The sequence below is a fragment of the Anaerococcus obesiensis genome (genome assembly GCF_016599815.1).
GTDB classification, from domain to species: domain Bacteria; phylum Bacillota; class Clostridia; order Tissierellales; family Peptoniphilaceae; genus Anaerococcus; species Anaerococcus vaginalis.
Window position 1 is genome coordinate 1,739,418 of sequence record NZ_CP067016.1, and the last position, 19,038, is coordinate 1,758,455.

At 27.8% G+C, this 19,038-nt stretch carries 20 protein-coding genes, 2 tRNA genes and 2 other RNA genes; 6 read left to right on the forward strand and 18 right to left on the reverse strand.

What is annotated here, in order from left to right:
- The first annotated feature begins 12 nt into the window (after positions 1 to 12).
- The 3 genes from I6H46_RS08770 (at position 13) to cbpB (ending at position 901) form a co-directional block, all read left to right on the forward strand.
- A tRNA-Ser gene (locus I6H46_RS08770) sits at positions 13 to 103 on the forward strand.
- Positions 103 to 369, forward strand: an RNA gene (ffs, locus tag I6H46_RS08775) — signal recognition particle sRNA large type. Before I6H46_RS08770 ends, ffs begins: the two co-directional genes overlap by 1 nt.
- 64 nt (positions 370 to 433) lie before the next feature.
- Positions 434 to 901 (forward strand): cyclic-di-AMP-binding protein CbpB, encoded by a 468-nt coding sequence (cbpB, locus tag I6H46_RS08780; RefSeq protein ID WP_019117572.1) that lies wholly within the window; start codon positions 434 to 436, stop codon positions 899 to 901.
- Positions 902 to 926: 25 nt separating this feature from the next.
- On the opposite strand, the gene I6H46_RS08785 is transcribed toward cbpB, so the two are convergent.
- A complete protein-coding gene (locus I6H46_RS08785) occupies positions 927 to 2,567 on the reverse strand; it encodes a GlgB N-terminal domain-containing protein (RefSeq protein WP_019117571.1) in 1,641 nt (546 codons plus the stop codon).
- Between the two features lie 174 nt (positions 2,568 to 2,741).
- Between I6H46_RS08785 and I6H46_RS08790 the strand changes: the two genes are divergently transcribed.
- Entirely contained in the window at positions 2,742 to 3,587 is an 846-nt protein-coding gene (locus I6H46_RS08790) for a helix-turn-helix domain-containing protein (protein WP_019117570.1), read from the forward strand.
- Positions 3,588 to 3,620: 33 nt separating this feature from the next.
- Here the strand turns inward: I6H46_RS08790 and I6H46_RS08795 are convergent, their stop codons facing one another.
- From I6H46_RS08795 to tuf, 3 genes are all read right to left on the reverse strand, one after another.
- Positions 3,621 to 4,250 carry a transporter associated domain-containing protein gene (locus I6H46_RS08795; RefSeq protein ID WP_019117569.1) on the reverse strand — a complete coding sequence of 210 codons (630 nt, stop codon included), beginning with the start codon at positions 4,248 to 4,250 and terminating at the stop codon, positions 3,621 to 3,623.
- Positions 4,251 to 4,263: 13 nt separating this feature from the next.
- On the reverse strand, positions 4,264 to 5,538 hold the full coding sequence (locus I6H46_RS08800; protein WP_019117568.1) for a putative glycoside hydrolase: 1,275 nt from the start codon (positions 5,536 to 5,538) through the stop codon (positions 4,264 to 4,266).
- Between the two features lie 63 nt (positions 5,539 to 5,601).
- Entirely contained in the window at positions 5,602 to 6,798 is a 1,197-nt protein-coding gene (gene tuf, locus I6H46_RS08805) for an elongation factor Tu (protein WP_200225826.1), read from the reverse strand.
- Positions 6,799 to 6,936: 138 nt separating this feature from the next.
- Here tuf and I6H46_RS08810 point away from each other — a divergent pair.
- Positions 6,937 to 7,012: transfer RNA gene (locus I6H46_RS08810), tRNA-Thr, on the forward strand.
- Positions 7,013 to 7,208: 196 nt separating this feature from the next.
- Here the strand turns inward: I6H46_RS08810 and uraA are convergent.
- The 7 genes from uraA to I6H46_RS08845 form a co-directional block, all read right to left on the reverse strand.
- Entirely contained in the window at positions 7,209 to 8,474 is a 1,266-nt protein-coding gene (uraA, locus tag I6H46_RS08815; RefSeq protein WP_019117561.1) for a uracil permease, read from the reverse strand.
- 152 nt (positions 8,475 to 8,626) lie between these two features.
- Positions 8,627 to 8,803, reverse strand: coding sequence for an indolepyruvate ferredoxin oxidoreductase subunit alpha (locus I6H46_RS08820; RefSeq protein WP_004813856.1), 177 nt, complete (start codon positions 8,801 to 8,803; stop codon positions 8,627 to 8,629).
- Positions 8,804 to 8,898: 95 nt separating this feature from the next.
- Entirely contained in the window at positions 8,899 to 9,717 is an 819-nt protein-coding gene (locus I6H46_RS08825; RefSeq protein ID WP_019117560.1) for a PSP1 domain-containing protein, read from the reverse strand.
- Entirely contained in the window at positions 9,692 to 10,522 is an 831-nt protein-coding gene (locus I6H46_RS08830) for a DNA polymerase III subunit delta' (RefSeq protein WP_019117559.1), read from the reverse strand. The genes I6H46_RS08825 and I6H46_RS08830 overlap by 26 nt, the downstream gene beginning before the upstream one ends.
- A gap of 1 nt (position 10,523) precedes the next feature.
- Positions 10,524 to 10,853, reverse strand: a complete 330-nt coding sequence (locus tag I6H46_RS08835) for a cyclic-di-AMP receptor (protein WP_004838952.1) — start codon at positions 10,851 to 10,853, stop codon at positions 10,524 to 10,526.
- On the reverse strand, positions 10,850 to 11,479 hold the full coding sequence (tmk, locus tag I6H46_RS08840) for a dTMP kinase (RefSeq protein WP_004838953.1): 630 nt from the start codon (positions 11,477 to 11,479) through the stop codon (positions 10,850 to 10,852). The genes I6H46_RS08835 and tmk overlap by 4 nt, the downstream gene beginning before the upstream one ends.
- 194 nt (positions 11,480 to 11,673) lie before the next feature.
- Entirely contained in the window at positions 11,674 to 12,321 is a 648-nt protein-coding gene (locus I6H46_RS08845) for a 50S ribosomal protein L25 (protein WP_019117558.1), read from the reverse strand.
- A 154-nt stretch (positions 12,322 to 12,475) separates the two neighbouring features.
- On the opposite strand from I6H46_RS08845, the gene tpx reads away from it, so the two are divergent.
- Positions 12,476 to 12,988, forward strand: a complete 513-nt coding sequence (tpx, locus tag I6H46_RS08850) for a thiol peroxidase (protein WP_004838955.1) — start codon at positions 12,476 to 12,478, stop codon at positions 12,986 to 12,988.
- 200 nt (positions 12,989 to 13,188) lie between these two features.
- On the opposite strand, the gene I6H46_RS08855 is transcribed toward tpx, so the two are convergent.
- The 7 genes from I6H46_RS08855 to I6H46_RS08880 all read right to left on the reverse strand — a co-directional run bounded on the left by I6H46_RS08855 (position 13,189) and on the right by I6H46_RS08880 (position 19,037).
- On the reverse strand, positions 13,189 to 14,391 hold the full coding sequence (locus I6H46_RS08855; RefSeq protein WP_019117557.1) for a carboxylate--amine ligase: 1,203 nt from the start codon (positions 14,389 to 14,391) through the stop codon (positions 13,189 to 13,191).
- Positions 14,392 to 14,466: 75 nt separating this feature from the next.
- Positions 14,467 to 15,258 carry a bifunctional 5,10-methylenetetrahydrofolate dehydrogenase/5,10-methenyltetrahydrofolate cyclohydrolase gene (locus I6H46_RS08860; RefSeq protein WP_019117556.1) on the reverse strand — a complete coding sequence of 264 codons (792 nt, stop codon included), beginning with the start codon at positions 15,256 to 15,258 and terminating at the stop codon, positions 14,467 to 14,469.
- 48 nt (positions 15,259 to 15,306) lie between these two features.
- The gene (locus I6H46_RS10140; RefSeq protein ID WP_234287351.1) at positions 15,307 to 16,134 is read right to left on the reverse strand and encodes a C40 family peptidase; all 828 of its coding nucleotides are present in this window, start codon (positions 16,132 to 16,134) and stop codon (positions 15,307 to 15,309) included.
- A gap of 59 nt (positions 16,135 to 16,193) precedes the next feature.
- Positions 16,194 to 16,934, reverse strand: a complete 741-nt coding sequence (locus I6H46_RS10145; RefSeq protein ID WP_234287352.1) for a hypothetical protein — start codon at positions 16,932 to 16,934, stop codon at positions 16,194 to 16,196.
- A gap of 290 nt (positions 16,935 to 17,224) precedes the next feature.
- An RNA gene (rnpB, locus tag I6H46_RS08870) (RNase P RNA component class A) lies at positions 17,225 to 17,559 on the reverse strand.
- Positions 17,560 to 17,596: 37 nt separating this feature from the next.
- Positions 17,597 to 18,364, reverse strand: a complete 768-nt coding sequence (locus I6H46_RS08875) for a Nif3-like dinuclear metal center hexameric protein (RefSeq protein WP_019117554.1) — start codon at positions 18,362 to 18,364, stop codon at positions 17,597 to 17,599.
- Entirely contained in the window at positions 18,342 to 19,037 is a 696-nt protein-coding gene (locus tag I6H46_RS08880; RefSeq protein WP_200225828.1) for a tRNA (adenine(22)-N(1))-methyltransferase, read from the reverse strand. The genes I6H46_RS08875 and I6H46_RS08880 overlap by 23 nt, the downstream gene beginning before the upstream one ends.
- Position 19,038: the final 1 nt, after the last annotated feature.

Below are 19,038 nucleotides of genomic sequence, written 5' to 3' on the forward strand. Positions count from 1 at the left end.
ATCTGTAAGCATGGAGAGCTGTCCGAGTGGCTTAAGGAGCACGATTGGAAATCGTGTATACATTGATAGTGTATCAAGGGTTCAAATCCCTTGCTCTCCGCCATGCACTAGATGGGGAGTTAGCGGTGCCTTGTAACCTGCAATCCGCTATAGCAGGATTGAATTCCCAAGTTAGGATTTTAAAATATATAGTCTGCCTTAAATAAGCGGTGTTGATTGATGGGTCTTACGCAATAGGAAACTATGAACCATGTCAGGACGGGAACGTAGCAGCATTAAGTGGATCTTCTTATGTGCCGTAAGGTCACCTATCATGAGCTGGCTGTTTGAGTAACGTATAGATTTTAATTTACGAGCTTGGGTGTGCTTACATAATATACTCTATAATGCCTTTTGTTTTGACAAAAGGCTATTTTTTAAAGAAGGAGTAAAAATGATTGGAGAAAATCTAAAAAAATTATTTAATCAACCTACGGCAAACATTATAACTCCAGCTAGCGAAGTTGCAGTTGTTAGAGAAAATGATACACTTTTACATGCGATTATTGTTTTATCAAATAGATCTTATCAAACAATTCCTGTTCTTGATGAAAATGACAGAGTTAGAGGGCTTATTTCTATTTCAAAAATTGTAATTTCATCAGAAGATGTAACATTTTTTAATGAAGATATACTAACACAAACAAAAGTTAGCGAAGTTATGGACCAAATTGTTCCAATATTATTTGATGATTCTGATCTTGAAGATGTTTTAAGACTTATAATAAATAATAATTTTATATGTATAACTCATAGAAATGGATATTTTGTTGGAATAATTACAAGAAAAACTATTTTGGAAAGATTTACAAATATAGCTCATAATTTAGAAAATGAGTACAAATTAATTAAGAAATTATAAGAAAGGGAGAAATATTCTCCCTTTTTTATTTTATTTTAAAAATTCCTGAGCCAAAAGCTGGTATATATAATTTATTTTTACTGTGATAATTTTCATTATAACTTGTTAAAATTTTTTCTATTTTTTCTGGCAAATCTATTTTATATTCCAAATCTGTCAAATTAACTATTATCAGATATTCTTCGTTTTTATATATTCTTTTAAATGCATACAAAGAGTATCCTTCTATTTCAAGAATTTTTGTCTTTGATTCATTTTCGTATAAATTTTTGTTTCTTATATAAAAATCGCTCAATTTTTTATAAAATTCATTAAAATCTTTTTCACTTTCATTTTGTTTGAAAATATTTATTTTCTTATCAAAATTAAAAGTTTCTAAGGAGCCAAATTCATCTGATGAAAAAATCATTTTATTGGAATTCAAAGTATAAACTAATAAAAACAAAGTTTTTAATTGATCATACTTTTTATCATTTGAATTCATTTTCATTGCAAGAGATGCCCCTTCACTAAGGCTATCAAAATAATTAAATCCAAGTAGATAATTCTTATAATCATTTTCTATAATATTTTTGACTATATAAGAATAATTAGCTCTTTCAAAAGGATTTTTTTGGTTGATTTTTATAATTTTTGCAAAAGTTCTATCATAAATCAAATCAAATCCCAAATCTTCCTTTATGTCGTTTTTCCAAATTGAATTATAAAAACCAATAGATATTTTATTTAAATCATTTATATATTCATTAATATTTCTTATAAAACCTAGCCAATTTTCATTGTATCCTCTTGACTTATCCCCTTGCCAAAATATAAGATTTTCTAAATTTGCAATTGCAATTGCGTCAATATTAAATTCTTTAATCAAATAAGTTACAAATGATAAAATAAAAGATTTTGCTAGATTTTTTGTTGGATCTATGTTTATTAATCCACTATAATTATACAAAATATCATCGTAATCATAATTGTACATATTTGAGCCATCAAATTTATTTAAATATTTTCCAAAGGGAGCAAAACTGCTTATATCAATTTCAAAAATAATTCCAAGCTTATTTTTATGGCACAAATCTATAAATAATTTTATTTTTTCAATTTCAATACAGTTTTCATTTATAGAAAAATAAAAACTTGAGCCGTAAGAAAAATCTTCTTTAAATCTATTTGCAAAAATAGGCATAAAATCAACATGGAAAAAATTATTTTCTTTTAAATATCGGATAAATTTATCCATATATTTTTCATCTTCAAAAATTTTCCTATCAAAATTTTTTGCACTCATTTGGTATATATTTAGATTATTTTTATTTTTGTACTTGTAAGAAAATTTGTAAGATTTATCATAGACGATTGAATTTTCATTTTCCTTATCAATTAATTTTGCGTATGGATCTAATTTATAAAATTTTTTCCCATTTTCATTTTCTATTACGTACAAATATTTATCAAATTCTTTAACATTTTTAATAGTTTTTGAAAAAACACCCGTAGAATATTTTCTAAGTTTTTCTTCTGTCCAGGAGTTAAAATCTCCTATTATATAAACATTTTTTGCATTTGGGGCAAGGATTCTAAATATATATGAGTTATTCGCCTTTTTATGATTTCCAAAAAATTTGTAACCATCGTATCCCTTACCTTCCAAATATTTTCTAGTATCCATTATTCTTCCTTTCTATATATTATTGCACACATTATTAATTATATTTTTAATAATGATTTATTTAATATATTATATCACAAAGTTAAATTCTTAGCTTATAGCAAAATTTATCTTGTAGTAAAAGGCTTTTTTCTGTATAATGTATATATAAATAAATTAAAAAGGACAAGATTTATGGAAATTTTAGATAAAAATGAAAACGAAAGTGTAACAGTGCAAAGTATTTACCTAAAAGTACTCTATGCAAAACAATTTTCTTCTTCTGATAAAATAAACTCTAGGATTCATTTTCATCCCTTTACTGAGTTTTATTATATTTTAGATGGGAAGGGAAAATTTTCAATTGAAGATAAGATTATCGATACCAGCAAAGACGACTTTTTTATAATTAATTCAAATGTTGGTCATAGCATTTATTCAAATGAAAATGAAAATTTAACTTTTATTTCTTTTGGTGTTGATAGTATTTTTGTAAAAAATATCAAAAATGATGAAAGCTTAGAAGAAGACAAATACATATTTAAAAATATAGAAGAAAATAAGGATTATTTTATAGATTCTTTTAATACAATTCACGATGAATTTAATTCTGGAGATATGTTTGCCCAATCAATGGCAAACGCCAAGGCTAGCGAATTTGTTATCTCCTTACTTAGAAAATATAAAAATGATTTTGAAATAACAAATGATATAAAAATAAATAAACAAATTGATTATATTAAAAATTTCATCGACAATAATTATTCTGAAGATATAAAACTAGAAAGCCTATCAAAAATGGCCTTTATGAATAAGTTCCATTTGATTGCAGAATTTAAGCAATCATACAGGGTTACACCTATTGATTATTTAATTTTAAAAAGAATAGAAGTAACTAAAAATTTACTAACAAGCACGAACCATTCAATGGAAGAAATTTCATCAATAGTTGGTTTCAATTCACAATCTTATTTTAACCAAGTTTTTAGAAAAAAAGTTGGTATAACTCCATCACAATTTAGAAAAAATCACAGAATTTAAAAAATCATTAGCCACATTCAGGCTAATGATTTTTTATTTCAATTCTTCAATTCTAATTCTTTCAATTACTCCATCTTTCATGCTTATAATTTTAAATTTATAAGAGCCATAAATTAATCTTGTGTTTTCTTTTACCTCGTCAATTCCTTCGATTTTTGCAATTTCATAAACTAAACCGCCCAAAGTATTTGACATATCTTGAGGTAAATCTAATTTGTATTCTTTTTTAATTTGCCTTACAGTCATTGCTGCAGAATAAGTATTGTCGATTTTCGCCATCAATTTATCATCTTTTACAACAAATTTAATAATAGCAAAAATAAGACCAATTGATATAGATCCAATTAAAATATCAATTAAATCAACAGAATACAAAAGCATTTTTCTTGCAATTACAAACAAAATCAAAGTTAAAATAGCTTCATGAGATCTAGTAATTATCATCTCTATTAGCTCAATACCTACTACCAAAAGAAGGGCATACTTCAAAAATTCATTTAATAGCTCATAATTTTGCCTTAATTGTAAAGTTTGTACAATATCAATCGAATATCTAATTAAATTTGGTACAGACAATAATAAAGTAAGCAAAATAGTCAAACAAATTAAAACTTCAATTATTTTTATGCCCTTGTCTATTATATCTTTTATTTTTTTTCCCATAAAATCCTACTTTTTAGTAACTTACACCTTCAGTATATTTAGACGCTGAATTCCAAATTAAAAATTCATCTTGACCACTATCGTAAATTGCTTTTATTTGAGCCTCAACAGCTTTAGCATCATAAACCATATAATTTCCTTTACCAATCCAAGATGCAGTAAAATCTTGAATCCACGGTCTTGATTTTGGTTTGTGTTCAATCTTAGATAATTCTTCTTGTTCTTCTTTTAAATATCTTTTAACTAATTCATAAGGTTCAAGATCAGGTTTTTCTATATCAAAAGAATAAAGTCCCCAATGAGAAGGGTATATCATAGAACTCATAACATCAGCTTGATTAGATATTTCTTTAAAATCTTGTCCAATACCACCAGCTTTTCCAACTTGCATTGAATAACCAAAAACATCAATTCCACAAGGAGTATCATAAGCTTGGAGCATCTCCCTTGCTTCTTTTACAAAGCTAGTAATGGCATCAACCCTCTTATCCTCATCTTTTTTTTGAATTTTTTCCCATTTTCCTTTTGAATAATCCAATTTATCATTAAAAGTTTCAAAACCTTCTGCAAATCTAACATAATCAAATTGAATTTCATCAAAACCTACATTTGCTGCAAGCTCAGCAATTTTCAAATTATAATTTCTTACCTCATCCAAATAAGGATTCATAAAAGCTTCATCAAGTCCATTTGTCCACAAAGAACCATCACCCAAACTAAATCCCCAATTAGGATGTTTTTCGGTAATAACAGAATCCTTAAAAGTGGTAATCCTACCAATAACATATATGCCTTTTTTATGCATTTTATTTATAAAATCTTCAGCATCAATAACTTTATCAGTAGCATATTTTATATCTTTATTATCAGATTTAAAATCACAAGTAATATTTCCCCAATCATCCTTTATGTCAATAACAACAGTATTTAACTTAGTGCTATCAATCAAATCAAGATTTTTCTTAAAGGACTTTGGATTATTTATTGAATAAGCATTAATATAAATTCCCTTAACACCATCTTTAGGATAATATTTAGATTTCTTTTCATTTAAAGATTTAAGTCTAGATGTATCATAATCCATATTATAATCATCAGGTGTAACTCCAACAAGATAAGCCTCTCCTGTTGGTTTCTTATCTTTCTTATTATTTTCACTTAAATTAGAAGTTATATTTGAAGATGAACTATTATCACTCATTTTTTTATTATTTTTACTTGATGAACAAGAAGAAAAATTAATAGATAATATGAGCAAAAGCAATAAAAATATTTTTTTATTTTTCATATAAACTCCTAGCTAAAATAGATAAAAAAAGAGCAAGTCTAAAAGACCCGCCCTAAATTTATATTATTGAATTACTTTAGAAACAACTCCAGATGCAACTGTTCTTCCACCTTCTCTTACTGCGAATCTTAATCCTTCTTCTAGAGCTATTGGTTTTTGTAATTTGATTTTGAATGTTGCGTTGTCTCCTGGCATTACCATTTCTGTTCCTTCTTCTAGTTGGATATCTCCTGTTACGTCTGTTGTTCTGAAGAAGAATTGTGGTCTATAGCCTGAGAAGAATGGGGTATGTCTTCCGCCTTCTTCTTTTGTTAATACGTATACTTGACCTTCGAATTCTGTGTGTGGGTGTACTGAGCCTGGTGCTGCTATTACTTGTCCTCTTTGGATTTCGTTTCTTTGTACTCCTCTTAGTAGTAATGCACAGTTGTCTCCTGATTCTGTTGTTTCTAGGGATTTGTGGAACATTTCGATTCCTGTTACTACTACTTCTCTTGTTTTGTCTGTTAGGCCTACGATTTCTACTGTTCCGCCTAGTTTTAGGGTTCCTCTTTCTACTCTTCCTGTTGCTACTGTTCCTCTTCCTGAGATTGTCATTACGTCTTCTACTGGCATTAGGAATGGTTGGTCATTGTCTCTTTCTGGTATGTCAAAGAACTCGTCTACTTCGTCCATTAATTGTAGAATTTTGTCTGACCATTCGCCTTCTCCGCCTTCTTGTAGGGATTTTAATGCACTTCCTACTACTACTGGGGCATTGTCTCCGTCGAATTCGTATTCTGATAGTAGATCTCTTACTTCCATTTCTACTAATTCGATTAGTTCTGGATCGTCTACTTGGTCTTCTTTGTTTAGGAATACTGCGATTTTTGGTACGCCTACTTGTCTTGCTAACAAGATGTGTTCTCTTGTTTGTGGCATTGGACCGTCTGCTGCACTTACTACTAGGATTGCTCCGTCCATTTGGGCTGCTCCTGTGATCATGTTTTTAACGTAGTCTGCGTGGCCTGGGGCGTCGATGTGTGCGTAGTGTCTTTTTTCTGTTTCGTATTCTACTACTGAGGTATTGATTGTGATTCCTCTTTCTCTTTCTTCTGGTGCTTTATCGATTTTATCGTAGTCTACGAATTCACCTGTTCCATATTTTTTGTTTAATGCTTGGGTGATTGCTGCTGTTGTTGTTGTTTTACCGTGGTCTACGTGACCTATTGTTCCGATATTAATATGTGGTTTGCTTCTTTCAAATTGTGCTTTACTCATTATTTCCTCCTAAATATTATAAGCTTACTATACCATAAATTTCATAAATTTACTACAATTACTCATATTATACCGTTTTTTTTGAATAATTTAAAATTATTTGCAAAAATATTTTTTCTGTGGTATATTACATTATGTGCCACTTTAGCTCAGTCGGTAGAGCGCATCCATGGTAAGGATGAGGTCCTCAGTTCGATCCTGGGAAGTGGCTCCATTTTTTTGCCCATTTTTAATTTTAAAATTTTAAATTTTATAATTTTACATTATTAAATAAATTTATTTCTTTTTTGTTTATCCAATTTTAATAAAGAGACTTTTAAAAATAAATTTATTTCATTTTTTATTAGTCTCTTTTTGAATTTTTATTACTAAAAAAATCAAGCCATAAATTTACAGCTTGATTTTTATTTTTATTGATTTATTAAATTTAATTTTCTAAGCAAGGTCATAAAAGCTGATAAGAGGACTGCTACTACTGATGCTAGTACCATGCCTTGTAATTGGATTGAGCCAAATTTTATTGATAATCCTGAAAGTCCTGCTATAAATATTGTTGATGTTAGGATTAAATTTATTGATTTTGAATAATCTACTTTTTGGTCTACTAATAATCTTATTCCGCTTGTTCCTATCATTCCGTATAACAAGAAGGTTACTCCTCCTATTACATCTCCTGGTATTGTTTGGATTAATGCTGCTAATGGTCCTACAAATGCCATTAATATTGAAATAATTGCTGCTGCTCCTATTACTTGGACTGAATATACTCCTGTTATTGCCATAACTCCTATATTTTCTCCATAAGTTGTTGTTGGAACTCCTCCAACTAATCCTGAAAGGGCTGATGAGAAGTTATCTGCAAATATTGACCTGTGTAGTCCTGGATCTTCTAATAAATTTCTTCCTATAATATTACTTGTTACAACTTGGTGGGAGATGTGTTCGCTTGTTATTACTAATATTACTGGTAGCATTGATAAAATTGCTTCTATCGAAAATTTTGGTGCTGAAAAGTTTGGTAGGGTAAATAATTTTGCTTCTAATACTGGTGTAAAATCTACCATTCCAAAGAAAACTGAACAAATATATCCTACTACTATTGCTATTAGGATTGGAATTGTTGATAAAAATCCTTTGAATGATACTGAACCGATTATGGCTGTAAAAAGTGTAATTCCAAATATTATAAAATCTTTATAATTTGCAGTATCTGTCATCAAGTTTGCTCCGATTGAACCGCCTGTTACTGTATTTCCTGCAAGCTCAAAGCCTATTAGGGCAACGACTGAACCCATGGCTGCTGGTGGCAATACTACATCTATCCATCCTATTCCAAATTTATAAATTATATATGCCAAAAAACATCCTAGAGTTCCAACCACAATAAAAGCACCTTGCGCATATTGAAATCCTTGACTTGCAATAATAGCTGTTCCTGGTGCTAAAAATGCAAATGATGATCCCAAATAAGCAGGTGCTTTCTTTTTGGTAATTAATATAAATAATAATGTTCCGATACCATTCATAAAAAGTACTATTCCTGGATTTATTTTAAATAAAATAGGGACTAAGACACTAGCTCCAAACATTGCGAATGTGTGTTGGATTGAAAGTGGTAACAATAATTTAAATGGTAACTTATCTTCTACGTGGTAAATTTTTTTAGAATTTTTCATAATGCCTCCTTGTTTACATCAAAAAATATATTAGCAAAAAATGTAAAAATTGTCAATTTTTTTTGTAATTATTAATTTTGTAATTTTTAAAGATTTTAAGCAATATAAAAGACTCAGCAAAAACTGAGTCTTACTTTTTTTATGTATATATCTTATTCTGCTGGTGAGATTGCTTCTACTGGACATACAGCTGCACATGATCCACAATCGATGCAAGCATCTTCGTCGATTTCGTAAGCTGCGTCTCCTTGTTCAATTGCTTGAACTGGACATTCACCTTCGCATGATCCACATGATATACATGTATTTTCATCTATTCTATAAGCCATAATTTTACCTCCTAATTTGTTATATTAATATTATATTAGTTAAATTAACTAATGTCAAATGATAGTAAATCTCAAGATTTTCTTATTTTTATCAATTATTTGTCAACTATTCTTCTTATATCCTTTGGGCAATAAGATTTTTCGATTTCTGTATCATCTTCTTCTATTCTTACTCTGATTTTGCATTTTTCTTTTACATAGTTGTTTTCTACAACAACGCCAATTCCATCTTCTGTTTGAATTTTTTCGCCTACTTTTGGCATAGATTTTTTTGCTATTTTGTAGCTTTCATTTTCGTAAGATAAACAGCACATTAGCCTTCCACACAAACCAGAAATTTTATTTGGATCTAGGGTTATATCTTGTTCTTTTGCCATTTTTATTGATAAGGGTTGAAAATCGCTCAAAAATCTTGCACAACAACATTTTTGTCCACAAATTCCTACACTTGAAACCAATTTTGCATGGTCTCTTACTCCGATTTGTCTAAGTTCAATTCTATTTCTATAAATTGATGCAAGTTCTTTTACAAGTTTTCTAAAATCCACTCTATTATTTGATGAAAAATAAATGAGTAATTTTTTTCTATCGAAAGTAAATTCTGCTTCAATGGCATGAAGATTAAGTCCAAGATTGTCTGCCTTTTCTTGGCATATTTCTACAGCCTCAAGGGCATCTTTTCTATTTATTTCTTCTTCAACTAGATCCTCTTTGCTGGCTTTTCTAATAATTTCATTTAGTTCACGGTCAAAATCGCTTTTATTTATTTCTTTAATTGGCGTTTTAACTATTCCCATTTCAAGACATGAATTAGAATCAACTATGACCTTATCTCCAATGTGTAAATCAAAATCTAGTGGATTAAAATAATATATTTTTCCTGCTTTTTTAAAGCTTATCCCTACTACTTTCAATATTTCTCCCCTCTCTATATATAAAAATAAGGAAATTTTCAACTGCCATGTCGAAATTTGCATTATTTTTAAATCCTTTTGTTATTTGTTCGGCTTTTCTTATTATCCTATCAATAGAATCAAAAGGTAAATTTTCTATTTTTCTAAAGTAAAATAAAACTTTCTTGTTCTCTTTTGCATTATTCTTGTAATATTTTAATTTTATCAAATTATTGAAAAAATTTAAAATTTCTACAAATAATTCTTCCTTATAATCTTTTGCCTTTGAAAAGAAATCTTTATTTTTGTAATAAAAAGAAAAATTTCCAGAAATTATTTCACTTAATATATAGGATAGTTTTTCCCTATCTACAAATTCATTTTCTATTTGACTTTTAAAACTTATGATTTGACATCTTGATCTTATGGTTTTTAAAAGACTATAAGCATTATTAGTTGTAAAAATTAAAATTATATAATCTTTTGACTCTTCTATGCTTTTTAAAAGAGCATTTGAACTTTCAATGCTCAAATTTTCGCTATCTTTAATTATATATATTTTAATTTTTCCATTTGTAGGCCTAAGATACATATCTTTTATCAAAAGTCTAATGGTTTTTATGCTTATATTTTTTTCATTGTCATCTTTTTTTATTATTTCAAAATCAGGATTTTCTTCAAGCTTGGTACTTATACCAAAATTATTAAAAACGCTCTTAGAAAATTCCAATGCCTTATCTAGATTATAAGAAGAATTTTTTGATTCAAAGATATAGGCATTGGAAAGTTTATCATTTTTTATTTGATTTTCTAAAATTTCTATCATTTCAGATTCTTATATATTGGTCAACATCCAAAATAAATACAGTAGCTCCACCAACATTCACATCAACTGGTGCGCTTGTTGCCAAAAGTGGAGAATCTGCTGTCGGATTAATTACTGATGATTGAGTTGTTCTTTTTTTACAATTATCTTCAATAATTTGTTTTACTTCATCAAGATTTTCCTCTTCAATACCAATAAGAAGAGTAGTATTTCCTTCTCTCAAAAACCCACCAGTTGTTGCAAGCTTTGTTACCCTATATCTTTTGTCTGTCAAAGAATCCATCAAAAAATTTGCATCCGCATCTTGAACTATAGCTATTAAAAGTTTCATTTTTTCTCCTTTAAATATGTTTTTATAGTAGCCAAACAATTATCTACAACCGTATCTATACTTTTGTTAGCATCAATTGAAATAATTTCATCCTTAAATCTTTTGGATAATTCTATATAGCCATCATAAGTTTTTTTGTGAAAAGAATCATCTTCATTTTCCAAACGATCAGAAATGAAATTTTTCCTTTTTCTATCAATGGCAGTTTTATAATCAATATTCAAAAACAAAGTTAAATCCGCCCTAATTTCTCCAATGGCAAAATCATTAATATTTTTAACTTCGTCTACACCAAGACCTCTTCCAATTCCTTGATAAAGCATAGAGCTAAGAACAAATCTATCACAAAGAATTATAGAACCCTTCTCCAACAAAGGTCTAAGCTTCTCCCCTACCAATTGAGCCCTACTTGCTGCATACAACAAGGCCTCACACCTTGGATTCATTTCTATATTTTCATTATCCAAAATAATTTCTCTAATTTTTTCTGAAATATCAGTTCCACCAGGTTCCCTAAACTTATATATATCATACCCATCTTCCAAAAGCTTATTATAAACTTTTTCCAAGACAGTAGTTTTTCCAGAACCATCAGGACCTTCAAATACAATTAATAATCCATTCATAATATTATTATATCAAATACTTCAAACATTTAATAGTTTTATAAAACATTCCTTGATTAAAAAAATTTTATAAATTTAAAAACAAAATTCGTAAAAAAATTTTAAATTTTTTAAAAAATTCTAATAGAAAAATTTAAAATCAAAAATAATTTTTTGCAAAAAAAAAGACCAGTAAAGGTCTTTGTTTCTTAGACTTATTCTTCGTCTTCTTTTTCTTCAGTTTCATTAACAGTTGGTACGTCAGCTGCTGATTCGCCTTCGCTATCTTCATCAACAACAACTTCTTCTTGAGGTTCTTGAAGTGAACAAACAACTTCATCAGCTTCAAGTAAAATATTGATATTTTCATCTTTTGCAATATCAAAATCAGCTACTGTGAATGAATCCCCAATTTGCATATCAGTAACTTCCAATTCTGCATATTGTGGAATATACATTGGTAAACATTCAACTTCAACTGTATCAATATTTTGAACCAATACAGAAGGTTCAACCCTAATGTCATCTCTTCCATTTAAGTAAACTGGAACAGAAACTCTGATAGCTTCCTTAGCATTGATTGCTTGGAAATCTACATGGAAAAATTGAGATTTAAATGGGTGCATTTGATAATCTTTAATAAGTACCGGTACCTTTTCTCCGTCAATATCTAAGTCAATAATTGTAGTTGTACCTGCTTGAGACAATACTTTTTCAAAATCTCTAGAAGTAAATTGTACATTTATATTTTCTTTATCTTTAGCATATACAACACCTGGTACAATAGCTTGTTGTCTAAGTTTATTAACTTTATTTTTTCCGACAGCTTCTCTTTTTTCTGAATTTAAAACTATATCTGCCATTGCTTCCTCCTTATTTTCTAACTTTCATACTGATTAATTATACCTTATTTAAAAGCATTTGACAATAATAATCTAATTATTTAAAATTTCTCCTACAAAATAAAAAAAATGGGTATATTAATATAGAAACAATTATACATTTTAGGAGGTATAAATGACAGAAAGAAAGAAAAAATTCGGTGAAGAAGAAATCACAGTAATAGGCGAAGAACTAAAAGTAGGAGATAGCGCTCCAAACTTTAAGGCAATAAATAACGACTTGTCAGAATATGATTTTTATAAAGAAGAAGAAGGAAAAATAAAAATTATATCAGTAGTACCATCACTTGATACATCAGTTTGCGAAATACAAACAACAAAATTCAACAAGGCTGCAGCTGATATAAGCCCAGATGTTTCAATCGTAACAATATCAAACGACCTTCCATTTGCCCAAGCAAGATTTTGCTCAGCAAAAGGAATAGATCAAGTAAAAACAGTATCAGATTACAATTTCTTAGATTTTGCAGACAAATACGCAACACTAATCAAAGAATTAAAACTACAAAACAGAGCAGTTTTCGTTGTAGATAAAGAAAACAAATTAGTTCACGTAGAATACCTAGAACAAAACACAGAATTGCCTGATTATAAAGCTGCCCTAGAAGCCGCAAAAAAATTAGTATAAAAATAAAATCTTTAAAATCACAAAAATAGCTAGAGAAATCTAGCTATTTTTTATCTAAAATAAAAAAGCAAACTCAAAATTGAATTTGCCTTTAAAAATAAATTTACAATTATCTAATTACAAAAAATTATTTTATACTCTTAATCTAAAAATTTAAAATAAAATTATGCATACCTACATTAAAATCCTATGCAATTTATTTAATTAGAAAATTTTTTATAGTATTTAATAGTTGAAAATCTTCTTCTCATATAATTAAGGAATCTCTTAAAATTTTTGTCATTCTCATACCAAGTTGTAAAAACATAGCCTTTTTTTAACATTTTTAAAGCCAAGTCTTTATCTTTTCTATTAACATATTTTTTCAAAACTGATGGATCAACATACAACCATAATCCATTTTCATATTCATAATAGCATGGTTCATCTTTATTAAAAATTAAATCATCTACAAGATATTTAATAAAATTATTATTGGCTGCATTCATATAAAAACTTGACCTGCCTTGTCTTATATTTATTTCAAATACCTTATACTTTCCATCTCTCTTATCATATTTTAAATCAAAATTTGCATAACCAATATAAGAAATTTCTTCCAAAAATTTCTTATATTGCTTATATATATTGTCATCTCCCATTGTTACCAAAGCATTATAATTACCAATATTTAAAGGTAAGACTTCATCTAACAAACATTTACCAAGGCTCATCATTTTTACTTGTGAACTTGTATTTACATAAGCATTTAAAACATACATATCTGAACTATCTCCTGGAATAAAATCTTGTGCTATCATTTTTCCAGTATATCCAGCATTATAAATTTGATTTAAAATTTTCACTAATTCTTCATTATTGTAAATTTTATAAGCTTTTTTCTTACCCTCAAAATGAGTATTATAAAATTCAATTGAATCATTTGCCTTTAATGCTATAGGATAAGACAATTCTAATTCAATTTTTTTAATTGATTCATCTGTGTTATCATTTGTAATAACTGTATCAGGATAATCTAGACCATATTTTTCGCAAATTTCATAAAAATCAATTTTATTTTCCAATTTCTCTTGCATATATTTATCAACGTAATTAAATAGATAATAATCTTTTAATTTTTCTTTATTATTAACAAGCAAAGATGAATAACCATCGGAACAAGAAATCAGAATCAATTCATAATCTTTATATTTTTTCTTTAATTTTATCAGCTCTTCTACAAAAACATTATCGTCTTCAAAATTTTCATTTGTATGTACTTCACATATGTTAGAATCTCTTGTGTCTCTTAAATTTTTTATTCCCATACAAATAGATTTTATTCCATAAAGCTCATGGGCACTTCTTGCAACACCATAAGCATTTAAATCTGTACCCAAAATTACTAATTTAAATTTTTTCATATACTTCGCCTTTTATTAAATTTTTGCCATTTTAAATCACTTTATAATTATACCATAAAGAAAAATAAATGCTTTTCAACTATATAAAAGACTCTCTAATAACGATAAGGTTGTAATAGAACCTACTCCATTTTTGCAAGTAACAATTTTTATATCTAAATCTTTTATATATTCATAATCAACATCGCCATACATATTTCCATCTACAAAACTTACTCCTGCATCAATTATTATTTGTCCATTTCTAAAATAATCTTTATTATAAAAATTTGCTTTTCCAATTGCAGATATAAATATATCACAATTCTTAATTTTTTCTTTTTGATTTTTTGTTTTTGAATTAAAGAGTGTTACTGAAGCTTTTTTATAATTTAAATACATAGCTAATGGTTTTCCAATAATATTAGTTGAATTAGCTATTATTATATCCTTTCCCTCCAAGTCCAAATTCATATAATTAATAAATTTTATAATAGATTTTACTGTTTGTGGTAAATTCTCAAATTTTTTATTCATTATTTTTCCTAAAGAATCATACTTAAAGCCATCTAAATCATTAAAAGGAATATTTTCTCTTAAATAATCTAAATCTGTCGACTCTAAGAGAGGTTGGAGAACTATAAAACCATCAATATTTTTTAAATTATTACAATAATTTATTATATCTAAATGATTATCTTCTTTACTAAATTCTTTATCAATATAATCAATATTAAATTCATTACATCTTCTTATAATTGCATTTTTATATTGATTTACAGCTAAATCATTATTTTGAGATATTATTAATAAGCTTTTCTTTTTATTGCAATATTTTATATTTTTTAATATATCATTTTTTATTTCATTTGACTTAATAATCTTCATAATTTAATCCTAAAAAAACACCCCTAAGGGTGTTTTTAATTTATTTAATTAAAATATTCTTCTTGCTCCTGCAAATACTCTTTGACTCCATGAATTATAGATATTTCCAATTTGAACTCCAACTCCTGGACTTACTGCATGAACATAATTACCATTATAATCAACAATCATTCCTACATGGTCAATAGATCCACTTTGATTAAAGAATACAAGATCTCCTGGTTGCAAATTATTGATACCTACTGAATATCCATTAGAAAATTGTGCAGCAGAATTTCTATTTAAATTAACTCCAATTTGTTTATAAGCATAATAAACTAAACCTGAACAATCAAATCCACTTGGAGATGCTCCTCCCCACACGTAAGGATAACCAACAAATTGTCTAGCAATATTTGCAGCAGCTTGTCCACTTGCTGAAGCTTGAGGTGTTTGTGTTGCAGTTTGTTGTCCTATTGAATTATTGTTTGTTTTATTATTTTCTACAACTTGTTGTGGTTTAGCAACTTCTTTGCTTGAAAGTAGATTTGCACTTATATATCCAGTTCTTCCATTATAGTTTACTTTCAACCATCCATTAGCTAATTGTCCACTAACTTTATCTCCCATAGTATAAGAGCCTATTATACTGTATGATGTTGATGCACCTGATCTAACATTTAATGCAGCTGTATTTACCCAACCTGTATAAGCTTGAGATTGAACTGTATTTTCTTGTTTTGCTGGTGTATTGTTTTCTTGTTTTTTCTCAACAACTGGTTTTTTAACTTCTGTATTTGATAAACAGTTTGCAGATACATAAGCAACTTGTCCATTATAACTGATTTTTAACCAACCATTTTGAAGTGTTCCTGAAACTTTATCTCCAGTTGACAATGATCCAATAATACTAGAACCTGTTCCTGCTCCACTTCTTACATTTAATGCACTAACATTTACCCATCCAGTATAACTTGTTGCTTGGCTAGCTTGTGCTTTTTTAGCTTCTTCAGCTTTTCTTGCTTCCTCAGCTTTTCTTGCTTCTTCAGCTTTTTAGCTTCCTCAGCTTTTCTTGCCTCTTCTTGGGCTATTAAATCTTCTTGGTTAGTATCTTCTACAGCTTGATCAGATAAAAAGTCTAATTTTATGTATCCTTTATCAGTTTTTAACCAACCATCTTCAACTTGTCCACTTACTTTAGTATTTTTATTTAATATGTCTATTACGTTATTTTCTTGATCATTTTTTGAAGACCTAACATTTAATGATTCTACAGCTACAAACTTTTCAACTACAGGGCTTTGTTCTAAAGCTTGTTCAACTGTATTTTGATTTTTATTTTGATCTTCTTCTTTATTTTCTTGAATTTTTTCATCTACAGCTTTAACTATAGCATCTTCACTTGATGATTCAAAAAGTGTAGGATCAGCCAAATTTCTTGTTTTAGATATTTTTGCATCTTTTTTTGTCTCTGTTTTTTCTGCAAATTTAGTATTTTTAACTTCGTTAGAATAATCTTTTTTTACAGAATTAACTTTGGATGCATATTCTTTTTCAATATAAGATACATTATTTTCTAATACCTTTTTTGATTGATCTTCTTTATCTAAATTATTAATCGTAGAAGCATAAGCAGAAGCACCTATTGTAACTGCGGCTAACACTCCTATTGTCGATCCTATATTTTTCTTACTCATTGTTTCCTCCGTTTAAAATTTGTTTTTTTTATCTGTTATGAAATCTAGAATAATAATATAACTTTTTAACAAAATAGTCAATAATAAGTTACAAAAAAATTACACTTTTTGACATATTTTTTATATTTATTTGTGAAAACACTTGTATAAACCCAATTTATTTAAAATATTTGAAAAATAATTTTTATTTCGTAACTTTTTTTATATTTTTTTCTTATTTGTTACAATTTATTTTTAAATTTTTCAATAAAAAAACTACCCTTTTAAATTAGGATAGTTAAATTTAATAAAAATAGAGTAAATCTATAAGCCGTGTTCTGTTAAAAATAATCATCTATCTAGGCTAATTGTTGCCAATTAGCTCAAGCGAACTACCATACTGGACCGTTTCGAGTAGAAATCCTATTGTCCCTTTTGTTCTTGCACCGGATGGGGTTTACACAGCATAATTATCACTAATTATCTGGTGAGCTCTTACCTCACCGTTCCACCCTTACCAAAAATTTTGGCGGTATACTTTCTTTTGCACTTGCCTGAAGGTCACCCTTACTAGACGTTATCTAGCATCCTTACTCTGTGGTGCACGGACTTTCCTCGTCATTGACGCGATTATTCAATTTACTCCGTTATTTATTTTATCATAATTTTTGTATTTGTAAAGATTATATAAATTCTCTATATGAATCTTTTTTTGCACAAGTGTATATTCCCGTTGCAAAATTTTTTTCTAATAAATCTTTTATCATATAAATAATATGATTTTCGCTTGCGAAATGTCCTGGATCGACTATATTTATTTTTTTACAATTATCTATGGCCTCATGATATTTTACATCACTTGTTACAATAAGATCACAGTCTTTTTTAATTGCATCACTTATAAAATCACTGCCGGCTCCTCCACAAAGAGCAACTTTTTTTATTTTTTTATTTTTATCTCCATAAAGTATAAGTCCTTTGCAATTTAATTTTTCTTTTACAAATTTAGAAAAATCATAAGCTGTTATTTCATCTGTATATCCAAATCTTGCCATAGGATTTTCATTATTTGTATCTAAATTTGAAATATCTTTAAGCTCTAAAAGTTTTGCCAAATTATCATTCACTCCGCCTTTACCTATATCAAGATTGGTATGCATGGCAAAAACTGTAATATCATTTTTAATTAAATCTTTAATAATCTTTCCCTTTTCTTCGTTTAAGTCTATTGATTTAATTGAAGAAAATAAAAATGGATGATGATTTATAATCAAATTACAAGATTTCTCTTTTGCTTTTTGTATTGTTTGTTCGTCAAGATCCAAAGAAATCATTATATTTGTTAAGTCATTTTCAATATTTCCAATTTGAAGTCCAGAATTATCCCACTCTTCTTGTAGTGAAAGCGGAAATCTTTCTTCCAAAAATTTAATTATATCTTTTATCTTCATAATTTTTAACCTCTTCTATTGCTTGTAATCTTTCTTCAATAAGGTCTAATCCTTGTTTATTGTCTGAAAATTTTTCTATATTTTCTTTAAATTTTATATTTTTCTTATAAATTTGCTCAAGTCTTTTCTTTAATAATGGATTGAAATCTTTGTAGATAAATTTACCAAAATAAATTTCTCCCAAAGAAAGTTTTCTATCTTTTCCATTTTTAAATCTAATAATATCGTAGTGTTTTCTTCCATCTTTAATAAGAAAATCCTTGTCAATAAAAAAACTATTTTCATTTAAAAATTTTCTTAACTTTTCATTGCCAATATTTCCCTCACAAATTACATAATCAAGTTTTCTTATCTTTTCTATATTATTAGAAATAATTTCAATTATAGTAACTGCACCCATTCCTGCAATTATGGCTATTTGATTGTCTTTTATTTCTATATCATTTAGTCCGTCACAAACTTTTGTTTCTATTATTTTTTTTAAATTATCATCTAGCTTTTCTTCTAGTTTTTGAAGGCTTTTTTTTGAAATATCTGTTGCAAGAATTTCTTTTGATATTTCATTTTTTGCTAAATATAAAGGGACTAATCCGTGATCAGTCCCAATATCAATTACTTTTTTACCTTCATCAACTAGCTTTGCTATTTTTTCTAGTCGTTTAGTAATTTTCATT